The organism is Streptosporangium sp. NPDC051022, assembly GCF_040683035.1.
In the GTDB taxonomy this organism is placed as follows: Bacteria; Actinomycetota; Actinomycetes; order Streptosporangiales; family Streptosporangiaceae; genus Streptosporangium.
Map to the genome: position 1 here is coordinate 34,085 of NZ_JBFBCF010000021.1, position 25,616 is coordinate 59,700.

Annotated in this window: 25 protein-coding genes; 9 read left to right on the forward strand and 16 right to left on the reverse strand. The window is 69.7% G+C overall.

Annotated elements, in window-relative coordinates:
- Positions 1 to 31 precede the first annotated feature (31 nt).
- Positions 32 to 1,345, reverse strand: coding sequence for an MATE family efflux transporter (locus tag AB0N02_RS29295; RefSeq protein ID WP_363952970.1), 1,314 nt, complete (start codon positions 1,343 to 1,345; stop codon positions 32 to 34).
- Between the two features lie 51 nt (positions 1,346 to 1,396).
- Between AB0N02_RS29295 and AB0N02_RS29300 the strand changes: the two genes are divergently transcribed.
- Genes AB0N02_RS29300 through AB0N02_RS29315 form a run of 4 tightly spaced genes read left to right on the forward strand, consistent with a single transcriptional unit; the run spans position 1,397 to position 6,103 of the window.
- Positions 1,397 to 2,974 carry an ABC transporter substrate-binding protein gene (locus AB0N02_RS29300; RefSeq protein WP_363952972.1) on the forward strand — a complete coding sequence of 526 codons (1,578 nt, stop codon included), beginning with the start codon at positions 1,397 to 1,399 and terminating at the stop codon, positions 2,972 to 2,974.
- Complete coding sequence (locus tag AB0N02_RS29305; protein WP_363952973.1) at positions 2,959 to 3,936, forward strand: ABC transporter permease; 978 nt, start codon at positions 2,959 to 2,961, stop codon at positions 3,934 to 3,936. The genes AB0N02_RS29300 and AB0N02_RS29305 overlap by 16 nt, the downstream gene beginning before the upstream one ends.
- The gene (locus AB0N02_RS29310; protein WP_363952975.1) at positions 3,933 to 4,724 is read left to right on the forward strand and encodes an ABC transporter permease; all 792 of its coding nucleotides are present in this window, start codon (positions 3,933 to 3,935) and stop codon (positions 4,722 to 4,724) included. Before AB0N02_RS29305 ends, AB0N02_RS29310 begins: the two co-directional genes overlap by 4 nt.
- The gene (locus tag AB0N02_RS29315; RefSeq protein ID WP_363952976.1) at positions 4,721 to 6,103 is read left to right on the forward strand and encodes an ATP-binding cassette domain-containing protein; all 1,383 of its coding nucleotides are present in this window, start codon (positions 4,721 to 4,723) and stop codon (positions 6,101 to 6,103) included. The genes AB0N02_RS29310 and AB0N02_RS29315 overlap by 4 nt, the downstream gene beginning before the upstream one ends.
- A gap of 8 nt (positions 6,104 to 6,111) precedes the next feature.
- On the opposite strand, the gene AB0N02_RS29320 is transcribed toward AB0N02_RS29315, so the two are convergent.
- Complete coding sequence (locus AB0N02_RS29320; protein ID WP_363952978.1) at positions 6,112 to 6,414, reverse strand: PadR family transcriptional regulator; 303 nt, start codon at positions 6,412 to 6,414, stop codon at positions 6,112 to 6,114.
- A 470-nt stretch (positions 6,415 to 6,884) separates the two neighbouring features.
- Between AB0N02_RS29320 and AB0N02_RS29325 the strand changes: the two genes are divergently transcribed.
- Together AB0N02_RS29325 and AB0N02_RS29330 are read left to right on the forward strand one after the other, a co-directional pair.
- Complete coding sequence (locus AB0N02_RS29325; protein WP_363952980.1) at positions 6,885 to 8,156, forward strand: APC family permease; 1,272 nt, start codon at positions 6,885 to 6,887, stop codon at positions 8,154 to 8,156.
- A 21-nt stretch (positions 8,157 to 8,177) separates the two neighbouring features.
- Entirely contained in the window at positions 8,178 to 8,495 is a 318-nt protein-coding gene (locus AB0N02_RS29330) for a DUF1259 domain-containing protein (protein WP_363952982.1), read from the forward strand.
- Here AB0N02_RS29330 and AB0N02_RS29335 read toward each other — a convergent pair.
- Complete coding sequence (locus tag AB0N02_RS29335) at positions 8,464 to 9,183, reverse strand: helix-turn-helix domain-containing protein (RefSeq protein ID WP_363952984.1); 720 nt, start codon at positions 9,181 to 9,183, stop codon at positions 8,464 to 8,466. The two genes, AB0N02_RS29330 and AB0N02_RS29335, sit on opposite strands and share 32 nt — an antisense overlap.
- Before the next feature lie 490 nt (positions 9,184 to 9,673).
- On the opposite strand from AB0N02_RS29335, the gene AB0N02_RS29340 reads away from it, so the two are divergent.
- Together AB0N02_RS29340 and AB0N02_RS29345 are read left to right on the forward strand one after the other, a co-directional pair.
- Complete coding sequence (locus tag AB0N02_RS29340) at positions 9,674 to 10,579, forward strand: hypothetical protein (RefSeq protein ID WP_363952986.1); 906 nt, start codon at positions 9,674 to 9,676, stop codon at positions 10,577 to 10,579.
- A 256-nt stretch (positions 10,580 to 10,835) separates the two neighbouring features.
- The gene (locus AB0N02_RS29345; RefSeq protein WP_363952988.1) at positions 10,836 to 11,909 is read left to right on the forward strand and encodes a beta-propeller fold lactonase family protein; all 1,074 of its coding nucleotides are present in this window, start codon (positions 10,836 to 10,838) and stop codon (positions 11,907 to 11,909) included.
- Positions 11,910 to 12,223: 314 nt separating this feature from the next.
- Here AB0N02_RS29345 and AB0N02_RS29350 read toward each other — a convergent pair whose 3' ends face one another.
- From AB0N02_RS29350 to AB0N02_RS29405, 12 genes are all read right to left on the reverse strand, one after another.
- Positions 12,224 to 13,078 (reverse strand): NAD(P)-dependent oxidoreductase, encoded by an 855-nt coding sequence (locus tag AB0N02_RS29350; protein ID WP_363952990.1) that lies wholly within the window; start codon positions 13,076 to 13,078, stop codon positions 12,224 to 12,226.
- On the reverse strand, positions 13,075 to 14,124 hold the full coding sequence (locus tag AB0N02_RS29355) for a FomB family phosphonate monophosphate kinase (protein ID WP_363952992.1): 1,050 nt from the start codon (positions 14,122 to 14,124) through the stop codon (positions 13,075 to 13,077). The genes AB0N02_RS29350 and AB0N02_RS29355 overlap by 4 nt, the downstream gene beginning before the upstream one ends.
- Positions 14,121 to 14,303 carry a hypothetical protein gene (locus AB0N02_RS29360; RefSeq protein WP_363952994.1) on the reverse strand — a complete coding sequence of 61 codons (183 nt, stop codon included), beginning with the start codon at positions 14,301 to 14,303 and terminating at the stop codon, positions 14,121 to 14,123. Before AB0N02_RS29360 ends, AB0N02_RS29355 begins: the two co-directional genes overlap by 4 nt.
- The gene (locus AB0N02_RS29365; RefSeq protein WP_363952996.1) at positions 14,303 to 14,980 is read right to left on the reverse strand and encodes a hypothetical protein; all 678 of its coding nucleotides are present in this window, start codon (positions 14,978 to 14,980) and stop codon (positions 14,303 to 14,305) included. The genes AB0N02_RS29360 and AB0N02_RS29365 overlap by 1 nt, the downstream gene beginning before the upstream one ends.
- Positions 14,973 to 15,659 carry a hypothetical protein gene (locus AB0N02_RS29370; protein WP_363952998.1) on the reverse strand — a complete coding sequence of 229 codons (687 nt, stop codon included), beginning with the start codon at positions 15,657 to 15,659 and terminating at the stop codon, positions 14,973 to 14,975. Before AB0N02_RS29370 ends, AB0N02_RS29365 begins: the two co-directional genes overlap by 8 nt.
- Positions 15,653 to 16,600, reverse strand: coding sequence for an aldo/keto reductase (locus AB0N02_RS29375; RefSeq protein ID WP_363953000.1), 948 nt, complete (start codon positions 16,598 to 16,600; stop codon positions 15,653 to 15,655). The genes AB0N02_RS29370 and AB0N02_RS29375 overlap by 7 nt, the downstream gene beginning before the upstream one ends.
- 11 nt (positions 16,601 to 16,611) lie before the next feature.
- Positions 16,612 to 17,886 (reverse strand): hypothetical protein, encoded by a 1,275-nt coding sequence (locus AB0N02_RS29380; RefSeq protein WP_363953002.1) that lies wholly within the window; start codon positions 17,884 to 17,886, stop codon positions 16,612 to 16,614.
- A gap of 69 nt (positions 17,887 to 17,955) precedes the next feature.
- On the reverse strand, positions 17,956 to 19,209 hold the full coding sequence (locus tag AB0N02_RS29385) for an MFS transporter (protein ID WP_363953004.1): 1,254 nt from the start codon (positions 19,207 to 19,209) through the stop codon (positions 17,956 to 17,958).
- A 76-nt stretch (positions 19,210 to 19,285) separates the two neighbouring features.
- Positions 19,286 to 19,555, reverse strand: a complete 270-nt coding sequence (locus AB0N02_RS29390; protein ID WP_363953006.1) for a PqqD family protein — start codon at positions 19,553 to 19,555, stop codon at positions 19,286 to 19,288.
- Positions 19,552 to 20,427, reverse strand: a complete 876-nt coding sequence (locus AB0N02_RS29395) for a hypothetical protein (RefSeq protein WP_363953008.1) — start codon at positions 20,425 to 20,427, stop codon at positions 19,552 to 19,554. The genes AB0N02_RS29390 and AB0N02_RS29395 overlap by 4 nt, the downstream gene beginning before the upstream one ends.
- A gap of 34 nt (positions 20,428 to 20,461) precedes the next feature.
- A complete protein-coding gene (locus AB0N02_RS29400) occupies positions 20,462 to 21,700 on the reverse strand; it encodes an ATP-grasp domain-containing protein (protein WP_363953010.1) in 1,239 nt (412 codons plus the stop codon).
- An 830-nt stretch (positions 21,701 to 22,530) separates the two neighbouring features.
- Complete coding sequence (locus tag AB0N02_RS29405; protein ID WP_363953263.1) at positions 22,531 to 22,935, reverse strand: hypothetical protein; 405 nt, start codon at positions 22,933 to 22,935, stop codon at positions 22,531 to 22,533.
- On the opposite strand from AB0N02_RS29405, the gene AB0N02_RS29410 reads away from it, so the two are divergent.
- Positions 22,859 to 23,134, forward strand: coding sequence for a hypothetical protein (locus tag AB0N02_RS29410; protein ID WP_363953012.1), 276 nt, complete (start codon positions 22,859 to 22,861; stop codon positions 23,132 to 23,134). The genes AB0N02_RS29405 and AB0N02_RS29410 overlap by 77 nt on opposite strands.
- Here AB0N02_RS29410 and aceE read toward each other — a convergent pair.
- Entirely contained in the window at positions 23,108 to 25,567 is a 2,460-nt protein-coding gene (gene aceE, locus AB0N02_RS29415; RefSeq protein ID WP_363953014.1) for a pyruvate dehydrogenase (acetyl-transferring), homodimeric type, read from the reverse strand. The two genes, AB0N02_RS29410 and aceE, sit on opposite strands and share 27 nt — an antisense overlap.
- Positions 25,568 to 25,616 lie beyond the last annotated feature (49 nt).

A 25,616-nucleotide genomic window follows, 5' to 3' on the forward strand; every position in this document is an offset into this window, starting at 1 on the left:
CCTTCCCATGCCGGGTCACCCAGGATCGGCTTCATCGCTCCCGGAGTGGGCGAAGGGCCGAGAGGGTCCGATGGAACCGGGCGAGCAACAGGGCGGCGGTGACGGCGAGACCGGCGAACAACCCCAGCCAGGTTCCCAGGGTGTCCAGTCCGGCCGGTACGGCCAGCAGCCAGGCGGCGGGCAGCCCCACGAGCCAGTAGCCGACCAGGGTGAGCCGGAAGCCGCCTTTGGTGTCGTCGAGGCCGCGGAGCAGCCCCACCCCGACGTTCTGCGCGCAGTCCACGAACTGCATGACGGCCGCCACCGTGAGCAGGCTCCTGGCGATTCCCATCGCCGTGTCGTCACCGGTGTCCAGGAACGGGCGCAGCACCAGGTCGGGCAGCGCCAGGTAGACCACGGCCACGACGCCCATCGCACCGGCGCCGCAGGCCAGGGCGGTGCGCGCGATCCGGCGCGCGGACGGCGTGTCGCCGAGGGCGGCCTCTCTGCTGACGCCGATGGACGCCGCGTGCGACAGGCCGACCGAGATCTGGAAGACGATGTAGACGAGCTGGTTGACGGCGGTGTGCGCGGCCAGCGCGGCGGTGCCGAAGGTGCCGACGAGCAGGGCGACGACGGAGAAGAAGCCCGCCTCGGAGCCGTAGGTGGCGGCGATGGGCACGCCCAGCCCGGTGAGCCTGCGCAGCGTGGCGGGACGGGCCCGCCAGACACGCAGGTCGAGCATCGGGGCGAGTTCGGGGTCTCGCCGCGCGGAGCCGTACAGGGCCAGGAAGGTCAGCAGGTAGACGACGCTGGTCGCCAGGCCGATGCCGGCCAGGCCGAGCACGCCCATCAGGGCGAGGTTGAGGGCGGCGTTGACCGCGATCGAGGCGAGCGTGATGCGCAGCAGCGCCTGCGGGCGGCGCATCCCGACGGTGAACTGCCGGACGACCTGGAACCACAGGCAGGGAACGAGCCCGGGCGCGAGCGTCCACAGTACGGGGCGCATCTTTTCGATCACGGCGGGGTCCTGCCCCAGAAGCGCGACGCCCTCGCCCACCGCGACCATGAGCGCGGCCCCCGCGACCCCGGCGACGGTGGCCAGCGCGAGCGCGGCCCGTAAGAGGTCGCCGACGTCCTCCCGGCGGGCGTGTGCGGCGGCCACCTGGTTGCCGACCGCGGTCACCAGACCTACGCCCATGGTGCGGAACTGGTTGAAGATCACCATGGCCAGGCCGCCGGCCGCCAGCGCCTCGACGCCGAGTAACCCGAGCATCACGGTGTCCGTGGTCGTCAGGGCCACCTGGGCGAGCTGGGTGAGAACCAGCGGTACGGCGAGCGTGGTGAGCTCGCGGGTGGTTCCCACCTTGCGCGCACACTCCTTTTAGGGTAGGCAAACCTAAGTAAATTTAGCACCATGAATGGGGACAAAGTGGACCTTAGTCGACGTCAGCTTCTCGCGTCGGCCGGGGGCATCAGCCTCGCGGCGCTGCTCACGGCCTGCGGTGGCACTGGCGACGGTGACTCCGGCGCCACGCCCACGTCCGCGGCGACGGCGGCTCAGGGCGAGCCGGTCAGCGGCGGCACGCTCCGGATCGGCGCGCTCGGCCGGGCGAACGCGATCACCCGCGACCCGCACGGCACCCAGGCGAACGAGAGCGACTACCTGATCATCAGTCTGATCTACGACACGCTGACCGCCCCCGGCGCCTCCCAGAACACCGCGCCCCGGCTGGCCGCGAGCTGGAAGGCCGACGACGACGTCAAGACGTGGCGCTTCACGCTGGCCCAGGGCGCGACGTTCCACGACGGCACGCCGGTCACCGCGCAGGACGTCGTCTGGTCGCTGCGCCGGCTGCGGGAGACTCCGAGCGGCGAAGCCCGCCTGCCCGGCATCAAGGCCGCCGACATCACGGCGGACGGCGACACCGTGGTGCTGACCTCCGACTACGCCAACGCCGACCTCCCGCTGCTGCTACGCCTGACCACATTCGTGATGAAGAAGGACACTCAGGACGTGGCCGGCGCGCCGGGCAGCGGGCCGTTCAAGCTGGACTGGTACCGCGACGGCAACGCCCGCCTGGTGCGCAACGACGCCTGGCACGGCGGGAAACCCTACCTCGACGCGATCGAAGTGAAGATCTTCGAAAGCCCGCAGGCCATGGCCAACGCCCTGCTCAGCGGCCAGATCGACGTGGCCTCCAACGTGGGAGCCGTCGCCGCCAGAACGGCGGCCACCCGCTCGGACATCCAGGTGCTGCGCCGGCCCGACGACATGGCGATGCCCATCGTCATGCGCACCGCCGAGGGCAGCCCGTTCGCCGATCCCCGGGTACGCGAGGCGCTGCGGCTGGCCGTCGACCGCGAGGCCATGGTCGCCCAGGTGCTCAGCGGCTACGGCAGGGTCGCCAACGACGTGCTCGGCACCGGCGATCCCGCCTACGCCAAGGACCTGCCACAGCGCACCCGCGACCTGGCCCGGGCCAAGCAGTTGCTGCAGGAGGCCGGATTCGACCTGTCGAAGACGTACCGGCTGCGCACCACCGAGGACATCGCCGGCCTGGCCGAGTCCGCGACGCTGTTCGCCACCCAGGTACGCGAGGCGGGTGTGCAGGTCGAGGTCGTCAAGGAGGACTCTGGAACGTTCTGGGACAAGACCTGGCGTAAGGGTGATCTCTACACCACCTACTGGGGCACCAACGACTCGGTGATCTTCTTCACCAGCAAGCTCATGGTGACCGGCGCCGGGCAGAACGAGACCGCGTGGAGCGACGCCGAGTTCGACCGGACGTACAAGCAGGCCGTGGGCACCCTGGACGAGGCCGCGAGGGCGCGGGCACTGCACCGGCTCCAGGAGATCCAGCACGAACGCTCCGGCTACCTGCTGTGGGGCATGGCCGACGGCATCGACCTGGCCGTCCCCGCCGTGCGGGACCTGCCCAAGCTGCCCGGGTACGGACGAGTGCAGCTTGAGCGGGTATGGCTGGCGCGCTGACGGCGCCGCGATCCGGCGGCCTCGCCCGCCGGATCGCCCTGCCGGCCGCCCTGCTGGCCCAGCGGATCGCCCTGCTCGCCGTACTGCTGGCGCTGGTCTTCGCCGTCGTCGAGGCGCTTCCCGGCGACGCCGCGGACGCCACCGCCGAGCGCGGCGAGAACGCCGCGGACGTCGAAAGGCGACGCGTGCTGCTCGGCCTGGACCAGCCGGTCACGATACGGTTCCTGCACTGGATGGCCGGGCTGCCGACCGGCGACCTGGGAGTCTCCGCGCGCGGGGAACCGGTGTGGCGGCTGCTGGCCGGGCCGTTGCCCAACACACTGCTGCTGGGCGGGCTGGCACTGACGGTCACCGTCGCCGTCTCGCTCGGACTGGGCTGCTGGGCGGCGCTGCGGCCCGGATCCGTGCCCGACCGGGTGATCTCCGCCTCGGCGACCGCGGTGCTCGCGCTGCCGGAGTTCGTGATCGCGGTGGCGCTGGTGCTGGTCCTCGCCCTGTGGGCGGATGTGCTGCCCGCGACCACGCTGGCCGGCCAGGACGGCGCTCCGGCGTCGTGGAGCATGCTGGTCCTCCCCGTGCTGGCGCTGGCGATCCCGCAGATCGGGTGGAACGCACGGATCGTCCGCGGCGCCCTGGCCGACGAGTCCAGGGCGCCCCACGTCGCCGCGGCCGAACTCGACGGCCTGGAGCCGCGCCGGATTCTCACCCATCACCTGCTGCCGGGCGCGCTGCCCGCCATCGCCGCGGGCGTGGCCACCTCCACCGGCATGCTGCTCGGCGGCGCCGTCGCGGTGGAGACGATCTTCAACTATCCGGGAGTGGGGACACTGCTCGCGGGCGCGGTGGCCGACCGGGACACCCCGGTCATCGCGGGAGTGGTCGCGCTGACCGGGGCGGCCATCACGTGTGTGCTGCTTGCCGCCGACGCGATCCGGGCCTGGGCCACGGGGATCCGCCGGTGAAGCGACTCCTGCCTTCCCTCCTGTCGGCCCTGCTGCTGCCACTGCTCGCCGTCGTGGGCCCGCTGCTGGCACCGCACCCGATGGATCAGCCGATCACGATCCCGTACGGTCCCGCCGGGACGAACGGCGCGCTGCTCGGCGGCGACCAGCTCGGCCGGGACGTGCTGAGCAGGCTTCTGCACGGCGGGCGCGATCTGGTGATCTCCTCTCTGGCGGTGGCGGTGCTGGTGACCGCGATCGCGACCGTCCTCGGTGTGGCGGGAGCTCTGCGGCCTGGATTCGGCCGGTTCGTCGAGCGGGTGGCGGATGTGTTCATGCTGCTACCGGCCGTCCTGGGCATCCTGCTGGTCACGCTCTCCTGGCCACAGGGCGGCCGGCTGGCACTCGTGACGGCGGCGGTGGCACTCGGCGCACCGTACGCGGTGCGTTTCATGACCGCCGCGGCCGCGCCCGTCGTGACCACCGGCTACGTCGAGGCGGCGGTCGCCGGCGGCGAGCGCACCTTGCATCTCGTCTTCCGGGAGGTGCTGCCCAACCTGCGCTCCACGGTGCTAGCCCTCTTCGGCCTGCGCTTCGTCGCGGCCGTCTACGTGGTGGCCACCGCGGCGTTCCTGCAGATCGGCCCTCAGCCTCCGGCGGCCGACTGGGCGCTGATGATCCGCGAGAACAGTGCGGGGATCGTTCTCAACCCGTGGGCCGTGCTGGCCCCCGGCATCGCGATCGGCCTGCTGGCCATGAGTGTCAACCAGGCGGCGGGTTCCCTCGCCCCCAGAGCGGAGCGCACATGACCGCCCACGCCGTCGTCAACGAACTGACCGTCGCCGCGCCGGACGGCCGCGAGCTGTTGTCCGGCGCCTGCCTCACCGCCCGCGCCGGACAGGTCCTGGCCCTGGTGGGCCCGTCGGGCTCGGGCAAGACCACCCTGCTCCGGGCCATGATCGGCGATCTTCCACCAGGCACGGTCCGCCGCGGCGGCACCGTCGAGGTGCTGGGCGTGGACGTCCTCGGGTGCGGGGCGGCACGGCTGCGCGCGCTGCGCCGCACCCGCGTCGCCTTCGTCGGCCAGGATCCGGGCTCCGCGCTCAACCCCTGGATGCGCGTGGACAGGCTGATCACCGAGACAGGCTCCCGGGGACAGGCGGCCGAGCTGCTCGAAGAGGTACGCCTGACGGATGTGCCCGGGCTGCTCAGGCGCAGGGCGGGCGAGCTTTCCGGCGGACAGCAGCGTCGCGTGGCGCTGGCCAGGGCGCTCGCCCGCCGCCCCGGCCTGCTCCTGCTGGACGAGCCCACCGCCGGGCTCGACCCCTCCCTGCGCGACGAGATCGGCGGCCTTCTACGCCATCTGGCCGCTGCGCGGAAGGTCGCGGTGGTTCTGTCCTGTCACGACGGTGAGCTGGTCGGGCAGCTGGCTGACGAGGTGCTGGAACTGCCCGGCGGCGCACCTCCGCGGCCGACGCGCGACGCGCCGTTCGTCGTGCCCGCCGTACGGGCGCGGGAGGCGGGCCTGCGGGTCCGCGGGCTGGACGCCGAGGTCGGCGTGCGGCGGGCACGGATCCTTCGCGGTGTAGACCTCGACGTGCCACCGGGCACAGCCGTAGCCGTGCTGGGACCGTCCGGCTCCGGCAAGACCACACTGCTGCGCGCGCTGGCGGGTCTGCACCCGTTCTCGGCCGGTACTGTCACACTGGACGGCGCCGTCCTCCACCCGGACGTGCGCAGACGTGGACGCGACCAGCGCCGCAGGGTGCAGTTCGTGCCGCAGAACCCGATGGGCGCGCTCAACCCCTCAAGGACCGTGTTCGCCGCGCTGGCCCGGCCGCTGCGCCTGCACCGCCGCTGCTCCCGTGCCGACCTGCCCGGCCGGGTGACCGGCCTGCTGGAGCAGGTGGGACTGACGGCGGAGCACGCGCCCCGGTACCCGCGCGAGCTGTCGGGCGGCCAGCGACAGCGGGTCTCCATCGCCCGTGCCCTGGCCGCCGAGCCCGACGTACTGGTCTGCGATGAGATCACCTCGGCCCTGGACGGTGATACCGCACAGGCGGTGATGGAGTTGCTGGCCCGGCTGCGGCGGGATCGTGGAGTGGCCGTGGTGTTCGCCTCCCACGACCTACCCCTGGTCGAAAGGTACGCCGACAGGATGGTGACAATCGCCCCGGGAGGCGAATGAGCCGAATGCTACTGGCTACCGGGCAGGACCTCGCGGGCGAGCTCGGCGAGAGCGGCGCGGTCCTCGGCCAGAGCCTGGCGGCCGGTGTCGGTGGCGCGGTAGACCCGGCGCACCCGCCCGCCGACGGTGCGCTGCTCGGAGAGCAGTAGTTCTTCGGCTTCCAGGCGGTGCAGAGTCGGGTACAGCGTGCCGGGGCTGATGGCGTACCCGTGGCGTTTAAGCTCCTCGATCATCCACGCGCCGTGAATCTCCTGCTCGGCGGCGTGGTGCAGGATGTACAGCCGCACAGCGCCGCGCAGGAACTCGCGCACCTCTGCCCCCTCTTCTGCGGCCGTGCGGTCGCATCGGCGCACCCGATGTGTGACGGAACCGATATCGGCATCCGATGCTATCGCCCCTGGTGGTACCCGCGGCTCGCGGCCTCGGCGCCACCGCCGCGGAGTCGCCGGTGCCCGGCCGTACAGAAACCGCAATGTTCATCCGCCGGCCAGGTGGTGTTGTATCGGCTTCCGATATCGTCTTCCGACACATCAGGAACGGCCGGGGTGCCAGGAGAACAAGGACATGGCTCGCCCGCTGAGGGGGTGCGGCTCCTCATCGCCATCGAGACGGCGCCGCCCGGGACACGCCCTGTTTCTGCGCCGGGCGGGCGATCCGCGCCCACCTCGAGATTTCGCCATCACTCCAGCCATATCCCACCAGGACGGCCCGTGAGGGCCCTGCCCATTCAACATCGGTATCGTTGGCCGATATCGGGAACCGAACTTGCTGGAGGTCGTCGATGACCGGCACACCGGCTCCCGCCGGGCAGGGGCGGCTGCAGCGCCGTCTGGGAATGGCGGACGCGGTGGTGATCGGGCTGGGCTCGATGATCGGCGCCGGTGTCTTCGCCGCGTTCGCGCCGGCGGCGGCCGCGGCAGGGGCGGGACTGCTGCTCGGACTGGCGGTTGCGGCGGTGGTCGCCTACTGCAACGCGACCTCCTCGGCTCGGCTGGCCGCCCGCTATCCCGCCTCGGGCGGCACCTATGTCTACGGACGGGAGCGCCTGGGGGACTTCTGGGGCTACCTGGCCGGGTGGGGGTTCGTGGTCGGCAAGACCGCCTCGTGCGCGGCGATGGCGCTGACCGTCGGCTCCTATGTGTGGCCGCAGCAGGCGCACGCGATCGCGGTGGCGGCCGTGGTGGCGCTGACCGCGCTCAACTACACCGGGATGCACAAGACGATCTGGCTGACCAGGGGGATCGTCACAGTGGTGATGGCCGTACTCGCCGCGGTCGTCGTCGCCTGCCTCACCTCCGGCGATGCGGATCCCGCACGGCTGGATGTGACCTCCGACGCCACCGCCGCCGGGGTGCTGCAGGCGGCGGGACTGCTGTTCTTCGCCTTCGCCGGGTACGCCCGCATCGCCACGCTGGGAGAGGAGGTCCGCGACCCCGCCCGCACCATCCCGCGTGCGATCCCGCTCGCGCTCGGCCTCACCCTGGTGGTGTACGCGGCGGTCGCGGTCGCGGTCCTGGCTGTGCTGGGCGCCTCCGGTCTCGCCGCGGCCACCGCGCCGCTGGCCGACGCCGTGCGCGCCGCCGGGCTGCCCGCGCTGGCACCGCTGGTGCGCGCCGGTGCCGCGGTCGCCGCGCTCGGCTCGCTGCTGGCGCTGATCCTGGGCGTCTCCCGCACCACGCTGGCCATGGCCCGCGACCGGCACCTGCCGCACGCCCTGGCCGCCGTCCACCCCCGCTTCAACGTCCCGCACCGCGCCGAGCTGGTCGTCGGCGTGGTCGTGGCGATCCTGGCCGGCACCGCGGATCTGCGCGGCGCGATAGGTTTCTCCTCCTTCGGCGTACTGGTCTACTACGCCATCGCCAACGCCGCCGCCTGGACCCTCACCCCGGCCGAGGGCCGCCCCGCGCGGGTGGTGCCCGTCATCGGCCTGGCCGGGTGTCTGACCCTCGCCTTCGCCCTGCCGGTCTTTTCGGTCGTCACCGGCACCGCGGTGCTCGCCGCGGGCGCCGTCGCCTACGGCCTGCGCAGGGCTTTCACGGCCCGCCTCACATGACACGACGGCGCGCGGCCTATCGTGGAAACGATTGACGCCTCCACCTCGCTGATGTTCCAGCCCCTCGGCGGTGGACGGGCAGCGATCAACGGAGACTTCGCCATGACCGCCGACCAGGTCAACCCCGTCATCCACGCGCTGCGGTCCCACGGCCTGACCATCGTCGAACTGCACGACCACATGCTGTACGAACAGCTCCGCCTGTTCTACCTGCACTCCTGGAAGACCGGGGAGGCCACTGCCTTGGCCCGCGCGCTACGCGCCGGCCTCCGGCGGCGGGCAGTGCCGATCTCCTCGCGGGCGGCGCTCACGACGGGGCCGAGGTGGCCGATCCGGTAGGTCCGGGGTCCGTCGTGGGTAGGCCGGTCAGGGCGGCCAGCCGGTCGACGCGCTCGGCGAGCAGGGCCAGGACCTCTTCGAAGATCTCGTCGGTGTCGACGGGGCCGGGGTCGGGGATCGACCAGTGCACCTGCCGCAGCCCGGGGGCGAGTTCCTCGTAGGCGTTGTCGCAGACGGCGACGACCAGGTCGTGAGGGGTGAGCACGTCGCGGACGTCGGCGGTGCCACGCCGCTCCAGGCTCAGCCCGTGACGACGGGCGGTGCTGAGCACGCGGGGGTTGAGGCCGGGACCGGGACGGGTGCCCGCGGAGGTGACCGGGACGGCGCTGCGCGATGTCCACAGCGCTGCGGCCAGCGGGGAGCGGGCGGCGTTGCGGGTGCACACGAACACCACCCGCGGCGCCGTGACGACCCGGCGCCGGCTCAGGGCCTCCAGTGCCGAGGGGATCAGCCGGATGTAGACGCGGCGGCGGTCGGCGTGGGAACGCCCGCGGGTGATGAGACCCACCTGTGCCAGCACACGCAGGTGGTGGGCCAGCAGGTTGGACGGCAGGTCCAGAGCGTGGCCCAGCTCCCCCGGCGACAGGTCGCCGACGGCCAGGGCGTCGACGATCGCCAGCCTGGCCGGGTCGGCGAGGGCCTGGTGCAGGGCGACGCGCTCCGGCGCCACATTTCCCTCAATGTCCATTGAGTCAATGCTGGCTGAGGTGTTTCCATGAGTCAACGCCACACGTGATCACCGCGCCCCCTTCCACCCCCCTCGCTTCGCCCGCCGCCCCCTCATGAGGCCGCCAAACCCGAAACCCCCTACGGCGCTCGCGACACGGCGGCCTCGGCCACCGGCGACCGGCGGCAGCCCCATATGCCCCGGCGACATGAACGACGGAAAGGATTCTTATTTCCCTTATTCGCGAAAGATGAGGCCGAAAACAAGGCTCCCGCCTATTTTGCCGTACCGCAAAGCCGTCGGCGCAGGCGATTCAGCGAACATTCGACTCCGCCCGGCGACATATTGATACATCGGCGAGAGTCGCAGCTCAGAGGCGCCTCAAGTATGTCCTTATTTGAAATACCCGGCGCGCCGTCAAAAAATATGCCCCCTTTCCCTCTTTCCTTGTTCATCACTTAAGCCTATTTTTCGGATATCACCCCCACTGCCCAAGATTGGGGCGTCCGTGATGAGCCAAACCATCTCCTCCCACGACCGGAAATCCCTGCGCGGAACCATCGCCGAGGCCTCGGTCACCACCAAGCTCTACTGGCTGCTGCGCATCGGAGTGGGCATCGAGTTCATCGGGCACGGCTGGGCGGGTCTGAGCCGCTCACGGGCCTGGCTGCCCTACTACGACTTGTTCGGCATCTCCCCCGACGTCGCCCTGGACTACCTGATGTACGTCACCGGCGCCGTCGACATCACCGTCGGGCTGCTCGTCCTGTTCTGGCCCGCCCGCATCCTGCTGCTGCACACCACCGTGTGGGGCGTCTTCACCGCCCTGCTGCGCCCCACCGTCGGCGAGGGCTGGTGGGAGTTCCTCGAGCGCGGCGGCAACTACGGCATGCCGCTAGCGCTGCTGATCATGGCGGGCTGGGGCGGCTGGTCACTGCGCCGCTGGCTGCAGCGCGTCGACGAGCCCGCCGCCATCTCCGACCGCACCCTGGTGGCCGTCCACTGGGCCATGCGCGGCGGCCTGGCCCTGCTGCTGATCGGCCACGGCGGCTTCGGCGCCTTCGAGCACAAGCGCTACTGGTATGACTTCTTCGCCTTCTTCGGCCTCGGCAAGACCACCGTGGACTCGGCCAATCTGATGGTTCTGGTCGGCGGTTTCGAGATCCTGCTCGGCCTGGCGATCCTGGTCAAACCGTGGCGGCCGCTGCTGCTGTTCGTCCTGGTCTGGAAACTCGGCACCGAACTGCTGCGCCCGCTGGTCGGCCAGGACTGGTTCCAGTTCGTCGAGCGTGACGGCGACTACGTGCTGCCGATCGCGCTGTACGTCAGCGCCGCCGCCTACGCCCTGGCGCGCAGCCGCGCCCGCGCCGAACCGCTGTCCCCGCCGGCCGCGACGGCTCCCGGCGCCCCCGCCTGACCTACGCCCTCGCCGCTCCCCCGACCTGTACCCCCGCCCCATGCCCTCACCGCTCCCCTGACCCGCACCCCTGCCCTGCGCCCTCGCCGCTCCCCTGACCGCTCTCCCGCCGCACCGATCACCGAAGCGTCGGTGCCGGCTCCCCGCCCCCGGGCATGCGTGCTTCCCTCTGGCTCGGCGGGCCCGCCGGGCCGGTCGCCTCGTCCTCTACGACCGGCCCGGCAACCTCCCCTCCTGTCGAAAGGTCACCTCACCCATGTCGCCTGACCGTCCCGGTCCCCGCCAGAGCATCGTCCGACGCCTTCTGCCACCCGTTCTGGCCTGCGCCGCACTGGTCACTGTCGGTGTACCGGCCGCTGCGGTCGCCGCGCCCACCGCACCGGCGGCCCTGCTGTCCGGCACGGCGGCCGACGGCCAGGCCGAAACCCACCCCGGATCACCGCACCCCGTGGTGCTGGCCACCATCGACGTCGGCCTCAACCCCCGCGCGGTCGCCTTCACCCCCGGCTGGCGCCTGGCATACGTCGCCAACGCCGGATCCAACACCGTCTCGGTCATCGACGTGCGCCGCCGTACCGTGATCGACACCATCCCGGTCGGCGCCTTCCCCTACGGCGTCGGCTTCGTCCGCCACGGCGCCTTCGCCTACATCGCCAACCGCGACTCCGATGAGGTGTCCGTCATCGACACCGCGCGCCGCGCGGTCGTCAAGACCATCCCCGTCGGCGACGCCCCCCGCTGGGTGGCGGTCGCCCCCGACGGCCGCTTCGCCTACGTCAGCAGCACCGGCTCCGGAGCGGTCACCGTCCTCGACACCGCCACCCACACCGTCACCGCCACCATCCCGGTCGGCCTGTCCCCCCGGGGCATCGCCTTCACCTCCGACGGCCGCTTCGCCTACGTCGCCAACTCCGACTCCGACACCGTCTCGGTCGTCGACACCGCCACCCACACCGTCACCGCCACCATCGCCGTCGGCGACGAACCCCGCGGCGTTTTGGTCACCCCGGACGGCCGCACCGTCTACGTCAGCAACACCATCGGCGGCACCGTCTCGGTCATCGACGCCCGCCGCAACGCCGTCACCGCGACCATCACCGTCGGCGCCAACCCGCGCGGCCTGGCCCTGTACTCCGGCAACCGCATCGCCTACGTCGCCAACTCCGGCTCCGACACCGTCAGCGTCTTCGACACCCGCACCAACACCGTCCTGGGCGAGGTCGCCGTCGGCGACGACCCCCGCTGGACCGCCTCCGGCCCCGGCGGCTCCTTCCTGTACGTCACCAACACCGGCTCCCACAGCGTCTCGGTGCTCACCCTCACCCGGTGACCCCACCCGGCACTGGGCACCCCACCTGACGGGTGTCCAGTGCCGACCGACATCAGAACCGTGAATGAGCTGCCCCGCGACGCGACCGGCGAGATCCCCAAGGCGTCCCTGCACGAACGGGCCCACACCTCATGACCGCGCTCATGAGGCGCCTCGCGTCACCCTCCGGCCCAGAGTGCAGGGTGATCCGCAGAAGGATGTGAATCCGAGGGTGAGCAGTTCCCCCACCGACACATCGGGCGCATCGGTGATTTGGATGACATTGTCCAGCAACGGATCGCTGATCCCTGCCGACCTTGAAGAGGCAACGATGATCACTTCGGGCGATCGACCCCGATGTGAGCGAGCACGGCGGTGTAGTCGCGGTCACCGAGACCCTTGTCCGACGCGTCGGACAACCATGTGCGCATCGCCTCAGCCAGCCGCAGGTCGATCCCGTACGCCTGCGCCGCCAACGCGACGAGTCCAGCGTCCTTGAGTGCCATGTCGAGGGCGAATCTCGGGGTGTACTCACCGTCGGCGATCGCGGGTCGCCTACGCCGTGCCTGCGCGGCCAACGGCGTGTGGTCCATGACCTCGAACGCCGCGTCGTCGGACAGACCCAGCGAGCGAGCCAGGACAAGACATTCACCGAGGACTCCGATGACGCCGAACAACGCACTGTTGGCGACCAGTTTTGCCGCAGTACCCGTGCCGATGCCGCCGACCCGGTGTACCGTACCCAACGCCCGCAGTACCGGTTCGCAGTCGGCGACGACATCGTCCTCACCACTCACCAGCAGTACGAGTTCGCCTGCGGTGGCCTCGGCGACGCTGCCCAGCACCGGGGCGTCGAGCATCAGCGTCCCGGCGGGCAACGACCGGCTCAGCCACCGTGTCGTCTCAGCGTCCACGGTGGACATCTGGATGACGGTGGTGCCCGCTCCGACGCCCGCGTACATCCCGTCCGGCCCTGATGTCACCGCGCGCAGCGCCTCGCCGTCGGAGACCATCGTGATCACGACGTCGGCGCCGCGCGCCGCGTCCGCGGGGGATGACGCCAGGCGCGCGCCGGGAATCTCGACGGTCGAACTCCGTGACCAGACCACGATGTCATGACCGGTACGGGCGAGCCGTTCGGCGATGCGGCTGCCCATCGCGCCGAGCCCGATCACAGCAGCGTTCATCATGACTCCATTCTGGCAGCGCCGGCTCTGGCACCGGCCGTGAGCGTGTCGAGCACTTCCCGGCGTGCGGTGGGGTCGAGCATGTCCACGTTCACCCGCCACAGCAGGCACTGCGTCACCAACACCCGCAACCGCTCCTTCATGGCCGCGTAGATCTCGGTGTAGCGGTCGAAGTCACCGCCGCAGAACGCCAGCAGGTCGTCTTTGAGCCCATAGGCGCTGACCGCGAACGCGAACTGCTCAAGGAAGTCATAGCAGCGTTCCGGGTCGATCGGGTGGATGCCGGCGGGGCGGTCGGGCCGGTAGTCGACGACACACAGGTTGCGCACCGTCGCCTCGTCGACGCTGTGCGCGAAGAGCGTTGTGGGATTGGCCTGGAACTCGCCCTGCTCCAAGTGCGGAGCCAACCCACCTGCCCGGATCAGCTCACCGAAACTGGCGTCATCGCGCACCCGGATCGCGGACGGGATGCCCGACGCGCGATGACCGTCGAGGATGACATGGGTATTGGTCAGGAACGACATGCCCGCCTGACACGCCGAGGCGAGGAAAACCGTCTTACCCGCGCCGCCGCGGCCGAACAGTAGCGTCGCGGAGCCGGACGGGTCGGCGAATCCGGCTGCCTTGAGGTGCAGCGTCGACGTGTCGGCGGAGAAGATCGTCAGAATGTGTTTGACGAAGTAGGTCCAGACCGTGCGCTCCAGCTGCCGCCCGGCGGCGAAGAACTCGCGGCCACGGGTGATCAGGTGCGCGGGCGGCCCGAAGTACGAGGTGAGGTAGAAGCCTGTGCGGAAGCGCGCGGCCCTGAAGGTGTCGTCGGCCAATGGGGCCAGTATCGCCTCCGCGCGCGGATCGCTGTCGAGGTCGACGCATGTGAGCCGGTAGTCGCTTCCGGTGCCCTCCGGCGCGAAGCGGGTGAAGGCGGAGTAGGCGGCGAAGTCGGCGATGTTGGTGGCGATCTCCAGTCGCAGCACGTTGAGGTCGACGATCCGCGGCCGCAGCTCGACACCCGCGCGGGCAACGGCCGCAGCGATCTCGGGCCCGGTCACGCGCCCGGCTCCGGCACACCGTGGACGGCATGATCCTGGTCGCGGCAGCCGGGCGAATCGGTGACCCGGCGCCTCTTCTCACCGATCAGCGCGTCCTCCCGCCGGATCGGCGTCGCCGCCGTGGCGGGCGGCCCCCACGCCTCCCACAGCGGGAACTCACGCTCAGTCTCGGAGGCCATCAGACGATTCCTTCCCGCACCAGTACGTCCAGGACCTGGTCGAACCGCGCGTCCGGCATTGTCTTGGCGGCCCGGTCGGCGGTGTTCTCCTGCGCGGCACCCCGGCTCTGTACAAGCCTGCCCGCCGCGGCGCTCCAGGTGAAGTAGTCGTCCTTCACGGAAGGTCCGCGAAGCAGCAGCGACACCGACACGCGGTCGGCGCTCAGCGAGTGGACCAGGGAATGCTCCAGGAAGTACTGGGTTCCCGGAGTCTCCTGGCGCACGAACCGGCTCAGGGGAGCGTGACCCGCGCGGGCCTGCTCGGCGACAGTCTCCTCGGAGCCGTACAGCGAGTGCAGGTATCCCCCGGTGAGAATTCGGGAGACGAAGCTCCAGCGGTGGTTGTGCGGCCGGTCGAAGAAGCCGGGATGGAACACGTGCAACCGCAGCCGCAGCGAACGGTCCTCGCTCTGCCACAGCACGAGCTTGTCCATCTGCTCGTAGCTCTCGCAGTCGCCGCCCGCGCCGCGCCGGGCGATGACCTCCCGGATGCGCGTGGCGAGCAGGTCGCCGCCGCCCTCCAGAGCGTCGAAGATCCCGCCGGAGATTCTGTACGCCGCCCCGGCATCGGTCCAGTCGATCTTCAACGCGGCCCGCAGGACGTCGTCGATCGCGCCATGGGCCGTTCTGTCACTCACCCTTTTTCCTCTCTACGGTTGTCGGCGTCGGGTCGGCGACGGCGGCCAGCGCCGCGGCCAGCACGTCCGTCTGCCGGACGGCGTCGATCCGGTGCCAGGAGTGCGCGTCGGCAAGCCGCTCGTAAACCTCGCGCACACGGCCCTGGTAGGTGATGAACGCCCGGTTCCGCTCGTCGAAACCCTGCCACTCGCCGAGTTCGGTGGTCCGGAACTCGCTCCGGCGCCCGGCGCAGATCTCGGGCGCGACGTCGAGCCACACGACGCGGTCAGGCTGGACGATCCCGTCGAAGACGCGCTCGGCGTCGGGCAGTCCGACGGTGAGCGCGAACCGGGCCGTGAACTTGAACAGCCACGAGTCGGCCACCAGCACGGCGCCGTCGGCGACGGCGGGCCGGATGACCAGCCCGTCGACGGCGTGGAACCACGCGGCGAGCAGGTGCGTCCAGTGGTCGAACCCCAGCTCCGAGGTACGCGCGCCCTTGGGGTAGCCCCAGATCAGCTCGCACAGGTCCGACATGTGGCGGGCAGGGTATCCGTCGAGCATCCCGATCACCGTCGCGCGGTCGAGCAGGCGGGCGGGCCGGCCGTCGCGGGCCAGGCTCTCCACGAGCCGGGACGCCAGGGTCGACTTGCCCGAAGCGTCGATGCCTTCGACGGAGACGAACCTGCCCGCTACCAAGGAAGTCCTCGCACGAAGGCCACCGCGTCGTCGTCGAGCTTCGCCGCGGCCTCGACCGCGGCGGCGTTGGTGCGCACCTGATCGCCGGACATCGCTCCGGCGATCACACTGAGGACCGCGGGCTCGGCCATGTGCAGCCCGAAGGCCAGCACCAGGACGTCGTGGGAGTGCTCGGCGCCGAACTCTGCCAGCTTCTCCACCAGGTCCAACGCCGCCGGGGTGAAGAACCGGAACAGCTTGTCCGGCTTCATCCGCGCCACCCGGGTGCCCGAGGGGACTCGCTGATCCTTGCGGTACTTACCGGTGAGCACGCCGCTGGCCAGCGGGAAGTATGGGATGAACCCCATGCCGTTGTCGCGGCAGTACGGCAGGACGTCGTTCTCGGCGTCACGGACCAGCAGGCTGTACTCGTTCTGGACGGTGCGGAAACCCTCGAATCCCAGCCCGTCGGCCGCGTCCGTCGCCTCGGTGAGCTGGTCCAGGGAGAAGTTGCTGCACCCGGCCCACCGGACCTTGCCCTGCTCGACGAGGGTCCGCAGCGCGCCCAGGGTCTCCGCGATCGGGACCGTCGGGTCCGGCTCGTGGATTTGGTAGAGGTCGATGTAGTCGGTCCTGAGCGCCCGGAGGCTCGCCTCGGCGGAAGCGATGACGTTGCGCGGGTGGCCGCCCCGCTCGTGCGGCTCGCGCGGCTCCTTGGTGGCGTGCCCGAACTTCGTGGCGATGATCGCCTCGTCGCGACGGCCGCCGAGGCCGCGGGCGAGCAGCGACTCCGCGGTGCCGTTGCCGTAGACGTCGGCGACGTCGAAGAAGTTGACGCCCATGTCGAGCGCGGTGCGCACGACGTCGGCGGCGGCGTCGGCGTCGCAGCGCTTGCCGAAGTTGCTGCAACCGATCCCGAGCCGCGAGATCTTGGAGTCGTCGAACTCCACATGGACAGTCATCGGTCGTCCTCTCAGTGAATGATCGTTGAGACTGCGCGGTCGTCCGACATGACGGGTGACGGCGTGGCGGCTGATGTCGTGTCGAAAACCGGCTCGTACGTGTAATAGCGCTGCAGCAGCGCCGCGACACGGTTGAGCATGACGCGTTTGCCCTGCAGCGCCCGCCTGGTCCGGTGGTTGGTCAGGTTGAAGACGGTTCGGTGCTCGCGTTCGCCTTGGCGGAGCAAGTAGTCGGTGGCGAAATGCAGTGCGGAGAACGCGGCGCGGTGTGATCCGGGGTCCGCCGTGAGGGCGCGCGCCATCTGCGCGATCTCGTTGTCGATCGACGTGGTGTTGAACGCCTCGGCGTAGCGGCGCTGTTCGATGTCCTCCTCCAGCACCGTGCCGACCGACATGTGGACACCCGAATCCAGCTCCGGATACCGGACCAGCAAACCGTTGACAGGCGCCTGCGCGGTGCTCAGCCACGGCTCGGGGTGGCCGTAGTTGAGGTAGCTCGATGGCAGGAAGACTTTGTGGTAGATGTCTTCGGGCGCGGTGAGCGTGCCCAGTTTTCCCGCGTAGACGACCTCGGCCGCCCCCGCGCGCTGGCAGGCCACCGCGAGTCTGCCGGAGATGCAGCCCCAGAAGCTGTATCGCACTCCCAGCGCCCGCACTCGCTGTCCGCCGGGCAGCGCGACCGTGACCGTCCCGTAGAAGTCGTTACCGGCCTTGTCCAGCACCGTCGCCCCGTCGTCGACCATGCGCTGCACCAGTTCGCGGACGTACCCCATCAGTACACGGTCACCGGGCTCGATCAGCTTGCCGAGCCCGGTCCAGTCCGCGATGGAATCCTCGGCGTCCGGGTAGCGGACCACCCGCCGCAGTACGCACGACGGGTGCCCCTGCGACCGCAGGTAGTGCGCGACGAGACTGGCGTAGTGCAGCAAATAGTCCGTGCCGGGCGGCACGGCCATCACGATCCGCCGGCCGCCGTCGTCGGGCCTGCGGAAAACCTGCGGGCGCACCACGTTGTAGTGCTTGTCCGTGCCGAACCTGTGCCCTCGGTTGAGGAGTTTCCCGTCGGGCATCACCACGGGCATGTGCCCAGGCATGATCGCGTGGATCTCGATGCTGCCCCCGATGCGCGCGAGGTTGTCGAGCAACCTGCCGGGAACTCGTTGCGCGGCGTACGAATCGACCGCGGATCCCATCGTGTGCATGGCGTGGGTGGTCGTGGGCAGGTCCTCTCGTGACACCTCGACCGCGTGAGCGTACCTGGCCGCGATGTCGTCGCGGATGTTCATGACGTTGTCCCCCAATCCGATCGGGACAGCCCCGAAGAACCATCGGTTAACGGCAAAAATGGTGGGTTACTACTGGTCCACGTCTTCCGGTGCGACGTTCATGCGCCGTGCTCGGCGAACGGCCAGCCACGTGCCCGACAGCGCGGCGCCGACCAGCAGCACCGCGTATCCGATCCATCCCGCGGAACCTTGGGAGACCAGTACCGCCGCGCCCGCGGGCCCCGCGATCGCCACCATCGCCCAGCTCAGATCGAACGCCGCGAGGTACTCGTTCTTGCGTTCGGCCGGGGCAAGGCGGTAGGAGATCGTCCACCAGGACGGCGACTCGAGCAGCTCTCCGAAGGTCAAGGCCAGCGCGACAAACAGCAGCGACACCACCGCGACCGGCGAGGACACCATCGGGGTCAGCGCGAGGATCGCGGCCATCGCGGCGAAGGCCGCTGCGCTGCGCCCTATCGACCGGGTGGCCTGCCGTAGGGTGTCGATGCCCTTGGACACGCGGTACTGCAGCAGGATCACCAGCACCGTGTTCACGACCACGACGACGGCGGTCATCGGCCGCGGAATGTTCCCGTGCGCGAGCACCCACAGCGGCAAGGCCACGTCGAGGACGATGAGACTGCTGCCGAACACCGCCGCCGAGATGATCAGTCCCAGATACTCCCAGTCCCGCAGCACCGAGAAGTCGACACGGTCCGGGATCTCCGGCGGTCGCCTGGGCCGGACCCGGCTCACGCACCACGCGCTGACGACGAAGGACACCGCGTTGGCCAGCAGCGCGGCGGTGAGCACGGCCGGGCTGCCGACGGCGAGCAGTATCGAGCCGGCCGAACCCGCCAGCATGTAGCCGATGTTGCGCAGTGCACGAATCGCGCCGAGCGCGCCCGCCCGCTCCGACTCGCCGAGTACGGCGACGGTCAGGCTCTGGTTGAGCCCGTTGCCGCCGGCCCTGGCCAGACCGGCGACAGCGGCGCCGATCAGGAGTCCGGTGAAGCCGTACGAAAGTCCTAGAAGAACACAGGCCCCCGCCTGCACGAGCTTCGCGCCGATCGTGAACGTCCGCACGGTAACCCGGGAGGCGAGCGCCCCGTTCGGCACAGCCGCGAGGAGTTCGCAGAAGCCCGCCACCGACAGCACCAGCGCGAGATCGCCCATGCTCACACCCGCGACGGTGATCGCGTAGAACGGCAGGCAGATCGCCGTGAGTCCGACACCCGAGGCGTCGACCAGCGCGTTGATCGCGAGCAGGCGGGCAGGCCCGCCATCGCGTAGCACATCCCACCAACCGACCGCCCCCAGCGCACGACGAAACAACGTAACCATGTGGATTCCTTAGGAATGTGTACGAACCGGGCGGGCGCCCCCCGTGACCGCGAAGAGCGCCCGGGCGGGCTGCTTCTCAGTCCTTGCTGATGAAGCCGCGGTCGCGCAGTTCGGTCAGGAAGTCGACGAGCACCGTGTGCGCGTAGCCGGCGTCGAGTTCGTACCGTCCCGCCAGCTGGGCGGTGATGTCGGCGACGGAGTGCTCGCCGCCGACCATGGACCAGATGAACGCGCCCGCCTCATTGACCTGATATCCATCGTGGTAGGTCTCGATAAGGATCCCGGTCTCCGACCGGCGGGTGAAGGTGCCGATGGTGCGCCGCGGGCGCCAGTTGTCGTCGATCACAGTCCCTTGGCCTCCACCGCGAGCAGCAGACGCTGTGTGGTGCGCGCGGTGCGCTCAGCCCAGCCGGCCGTGTCCTCGTGCGCGCCGCGCATGGTCAGCATGGCCCAGGCCTCGTCGACCGTGATCTCGGGCAGCGGGAAGGCGAGCAGCCTGCGGTAGAGCCACTTGCGGTTGATCGAGTAGTCGCCGGATGCCGCCAGCACCGCCTCGACGGCGCCGGTGAACGCCTCGTGCGCCGCGAGCAACGCGGTCTCGTGGTCGCCCGAGATCAGCAGACCCGCGACGTCCTCGAGGAAGGTCTCCGCGATCAGCTTGCGGTTCTCCGCCAGCCACAGGCCGTAACCCGACTCGTCGATCGCCGCGCGTCGCGACCGCCACCACGACTCGCCCTGCAGCGGGGAGCCGGAGGCGAGCCGGTAGAGCATGTCCTGCTCGGCCTTGTCCAGCTCGGGGGTTTCCTGGCTCGGGGTGCCGCAGTCGAATCGGGCGATGACCTCGTCGATCTGCTCGGCGCGCCACACCTCGATGTCGGCGCGGAAGGCGCCGAACTCACCGAGCACGATGCGGATCACCGGGTCTTCCGTGGAGACGTGCCGGACGAACGACTCCAGCTCGTCGCCCACGACGACGGGCTCCTCCGTGACGACGTAGAGGTCGAGGTCGCTGTTCGCGTGGCCCCAGCCCTGCACAACCGACCCCGCGGCGTACACCGACAGCGCGTTCGCGAAAACCGGGTACTTGCCCGCGATCTCGTTGAAGGTCGGCAGAGGGAGACCGCTGGTCCTGCCCGCCGCGAGCCGTACACGGCCGTCCTCGGACGCCTCGCTCCCGCTACCGTACTTCAGCTCCAGGGATGGTGTCTCAAATTTCATGTCTGCCTTTCTGAGTTCCCCATCTCAGCGCTGCTCACTGAGAGTAAAGTCCGAATTGTTCAAGTTGGCGTAGTTTGCGATAGTCGCGATCCACTTCCCGTGAATCTTCCGACGCGAGATAGACAAAGCCGGGAGAGCTGATCAAGTCGACCGTCCGGAACATTTCCGCACCGACGACCGGGTTCGCCGCGACGGCGACACAGCTGGGCAGTTCCGCTATCCGGGATATCCAGTCGGTCGAGTGAACGATCGTCGCGGTGGAGTTGATCAGTGCGACGTTGCGCACCGTAGCCGCCCAGCGAACCTTCCGATCGTCGAAGGCGGCCAGGGAGGCACGGTCGAGGAGGGTGTCGGCCAGCAGCGCGGTCTGCGACACACCGGAGAACTTCTCCACCACGTCGGGCATGGTCACGCCGCCGAGCCGGGCGCCCGTCTCGATCAACACCGGCCCGCGTTCGGTAAGCATGATCTCGGTGTGGGCGGCCGAGGACCGGATGCCGAGCGCATCGAGCACGGCGAAGACGAACCTGCGGATCCCCTCCGCCTCCGCCGATCCGACGTCGACGGGCTCCTCGTAGTCGTAGACCGGCGTGCCGGTCGGCCCGGCCCGCTTGATGTAGCGCCACATCTCCGCCACTCGGTGCACGCCTTCGTGCGACACCGTGTTGGCGTACACCTCGGTGCCCCGCACCCGTTCCTGCACGAGCACCTGGGTGTTGCTCTTGCCGTACAGGTTCTGACCGCCCAGGACCCTCTCGCAGGCGAGGCGGACCTGTTCGGCGCCCGCGCAGAACCACACGTTGTCGGTACCTGCGCTGTCGATCGGCTTGACCACGGCCTCGTCGAACGGCGAGGCCGTGTACCAGGCCACCGCCTGCGCCACGGTGTCGAAGACCTGCCCGCGGGGTGTGGCCAGCCCCGCCGCGGCCACCGCCTGCGCCATGAGCGACTTGTCCCGACGCGCCGTGACGAGGTGCGGCGAGTTGCTCGGGGTGCCGAGGCGGTGGTTGAGCGTGTCCGCGAGGATCACTCCCGACTCGGTGCCCGCGACCACCTGGTCGACGCCGATCCCAGCAAGCCCGCCGATCAGCGTCTCCAGGTCGGCCACGTAGCCGAGATCGGCACGATAGTCGCCGGGCCGGAATGCGCGTCGAAAGTAGTCGGGAACGTGGTCGGCGCTCTGCACATGCACAAGATGCGCCGCACGCTCGTACAGTGTCCGCCCCAGGACACTTCCCGTGGAGTATCCATCGACTATCGCGACCTTGGTCAATTATCCCCCAGTACTAAATACGCAGCTTTGATTGAGGCGGATTCGCGTGACGCCTGACATGCCGTGCGGAGGTGTCGAGATATTTCTCCGGGCACGGAGCGGCCGTCCGAAGAGAGTCGCAACCAGATGATGAGCAGGAAAACAATGGATCAAGGCGACGCCCGTAAGGACGACTTGGTAAATCCGGTGAAATCGGATGCGACGACGGCGACCCTAATTGACGAAACACGGAAACACAATGACGTCGACGGCGCCTTTTCGCCGAACCGATTCCAACGGGAATACTTCTCTGTCCTGGACGGTTTCATTTAACCGGACAGACCGCCTCGTCCGGAAATTGGTGTAAATCCCGCTGGAAGAGTTCGCTCCATATCGACTTTCAGCCGTCGAAAGCCTGTATCGCCTCAAAGCCGACCCTGAAGAATCCGAGAGGGCGTTCTCCCCGGTCGGCTATGTGTTTCGGCGATATTTGCCAATTACGCCATGTGGCCTTCTCCGGCGCCCGTCGTGGTCCCCCGATGGCGCGATGATCTCTCCGCCCCCTTGCAGTCCTTTACTCACAGAAGGTCACCCCCTTCGACCGACCGCTCCCGTCAACCCGGCGGCGTCGCAGTAGCATCAGGCGGCATGTCTTCCCGAATACCGATCCCCGTGGCCAGGACGATCAGCACGAGGGCAACGACCAAATCGGATAACCATAAGCGCTTATACGAAATGCTCTGAGCCGGCCCCCTCGAAATCGTGCTGAACATACGGTCAGGCGCACGCCGGGAACTCACCCCTGTCCGGCGACACCCAATAACCTTGCCCCCAATAGTGACCGACGATGGTCAGGGAGTCATTGCCGTTTTCCGCCCAGTTGTTGCCGGTTTCTGCCACGCCCCGTGGTGGGTGTGGTGGTGGTAGTCAACTGGGGAGGTGTCATAGGTGGCGCGGAAAAGGCCGCTGAAGTGCGCATTGTTGGTGAATCCCCAGCGGGCGGCGACGGCGTGGATCGGGCGGGAGGCCAGGGCGGGGTCGGCCGGGGTATAGGTGGCGGCGTGCCGGGTCAGGCCGGTCAGGTGACCGGGCTGCTGGGGCGGCGGCCCTTCGCCGCGGTGTTCGGCCGGCCGCTGCGCCGAACACCCCGCCCTGACCGAGGCCCTGCACGGTGCGACCGTGCTGGTCGGGCCGATGAACCGGCAGGAGTTGCGGGAGGCGATCGTCAAACCGGCCACCGCCGCCGGTCTGATCATGGAACGCGCCGTGACGATGCGGGTCGTCGAGGATACGGGTGCGCTCCAGCGGGATCGTGCACGAGGTCGCGATGACCCGATGGTCCGCCGGGACGAGCGGATGCCCGGCCCGGCGTGCATGGTGGGCGTCAGCGGCCGGGACCCCGGCGCGACCCACCGGACCGCAGGCCGGTCATCTCCGGCCGGTCTCCTTGACTGACTTGAGTACGGCGTCGGCGATCGAACGTGGGTCGACGCCGAAGTGCTCGCGTACGGACTCCCGGGTGCCGGAGAGGCCGAACCCGTCGGTGCCGAGGGAGGTCCACGGCCGGTCGATCCACGGGCTGATCTGATCCGGTACGGCGCGCATCCAGTCGCTGACCGCGATCACCGGGCCCTCGGTCCCGGCCAGGGCCTGCCGGAGGTAGGGCACTCCGGTGGAGGTCATCGCGTCGCGGCGCAGTTCGCTCCACGAGGTGACCGACCAGACGTCGACTCCCACGCCGTGCTCCTCCTGGAGCAGCCGCTGCGCGGCCAGTGCCCAGTGGATCGCGGTGCCGCTGGCGAGCAGATGGGCCTGGCCACCGCCGGAGGAGTAGCGGTAGATGCCCTTGAGGATGCCCTCGCGCACGCCCTCGGGCATCGCGGGCTGGGGAAGCGGCTCGTTGTAGAGGGTGAGGTAGTAGAAGACGTCCTCGCCGTCGGGCCCGTACATGCGCCGGAGCCCTTCGCGCACGATCTCCGCGACCTCGTAGCCGAAGGCGGGGTCGTAGGCCAGACACGCGGGGTTGGCGGAGGCGAGCAGCTGGGAGTGCCCGTCGGCATGCTGCAGCCCTTCGCCGGTCATCGTGGTCCGTCCTGCGGTGGCGCCGATCAGGAATCCGCGGCCGAGCTGGTCGGCCAGCGCCCACATCTGGTCGCCGGTCCGCTGCCAGCCGAACATCGAGTAGAAGATGTAGAACGGGATCATGGCCTCGCCGTGGGTGGCGTAGCTGGAGGCGGCGGCCGTGAACGACGCCATCGATCCCGCCTCGGTGATGCCCTCGATCAGGAGCTGGCCGTCGACCGCCTCCTGGTAGGACAGCAGCAGATCCCGGTCGACCGACTCGTAACGCTGGCCCAGCGGAGAGTAGATCTTGGCGGTGGGGAACAGCGACTCCATGCCGAAGGTCCTGGCCTCGTCGGGCACGATGGGCACCCAGCGGCGCCCGGTCTCCGGCTCCTTCATGAGGTCCTTGACCAGGCGGACGAAGGCCATCGTGGTGGCCACCGGCTGCTTGGACCCCTTCTCCAGGGACTGGAACGGCCGCTCGGCCGGCGCCGGCAGCGGCTGGTGGGAGACGGTTCGGCTGGGGATGGGCCCGCCCAGGGCACGGCGGCGCTCGGCCACGTAGCGGACCTCGGGCGAGTCGGGCCCGGGGTGCAGGTACGGCGGCAGGTCCGCGTCGAGTGCCTCGTCCGGCACCGGCAGCCCGAGCCGGTCGCGCAGCGCCCGGAACTCGTCCTGGGTGAGTTTCTTCATCTGGTGGTTGGCGTTGCGCGCCTCCACGCCGCCCCCGAGCGTCCACCCCTTGACGGTCTGCACGAGGATCACCGTCGGCGCGCCGCGGTGGTCGAGGGCCCGGCGGTAGGCGGCGTGCACCTTGCGCGGCTCGTGGCCGGCCCGCGAGCCGCCGACGATGCGCCGCAGGTCCTCATCGGAGTACGGCACGTTCAGCCCGTGGAACAGATGTTGCCTGATGTAGGCCCCGGTCGAGGTGGCGAAGGTCTGGAACTGCCCGTCCGGCATCTCGCCCAGCCGGGACACCAGCTCGTCCGAACCGAGCAGCCCGTCCCATTCGGCGCCCCACAGCGCCTTGACGACGTGCCAGCCCGCGCCCCTGAAGACGCCTTCGAGCTCCTGCACGATGCGGGTGTTGCCGCGTACCGGCCCGTCGAGCCGCTGCAGGTTGCAGTTGATCACGAAGGTCAGGTTGTCCAGCCCTTCGCGGGCGGCCAGGGTGATGGCCGCCGTGGACTCCGGCTCGTCCATCTCGCCGTCGCCGAGGAAGGCCCATACGTGGCTGAGCGAGGTGTCCTTGATGCCGCGGTTGTGCAGGTAGCGGTTGAACCTGGCCTGGTAGATCGCGTTGAGTGGCCCGAGGCCCATGGACACCGTGGGGAACTGCCAGAACCCGCGCATGCTCCGCGGGTGCGGGTACGACGGCAGCCCGCCCTCGGGCTCGCGCCGGAACAGGTCGAGCCGGCCCTCGGTCAGCCGTCCCTCCAGGAACGCGCGGGCGTAGATGCCCGGGGACGCGTGGCCCTGGAAGTAGACCTGGTCATGACCGCCGTGGAAGAAGTGGTTGAACCCGACCTCGTACAGCCAGGCTGCCGAGGCATAGGTGGCCAGATGGCCACCGAGGCCGAGCCGGCTGCCCCTGGTGATCATCGCCGCCGCGTTCCACCGGTCGTAGGCCGCGATCCGCTCCTCCAGCTCGAGGTCACCGGGGTAGCCGGGCTCCTCCGACGTCGGCACGGTGTTAATGTACCGGCTGCTCGTGGCCAGCCGCTTCAGCAGGTATTCGGCCCGTTCAGGGCCTGCCGCCCGGCGGACCGCCTCCAGCGATTCCAGCCATTCCGCGGTCTCCTGCGGGTCAATGTCCTTCTCCATGCGACCATTAAACACCCTATGATCGATCGTAGGATGTTTCCATCCGTCA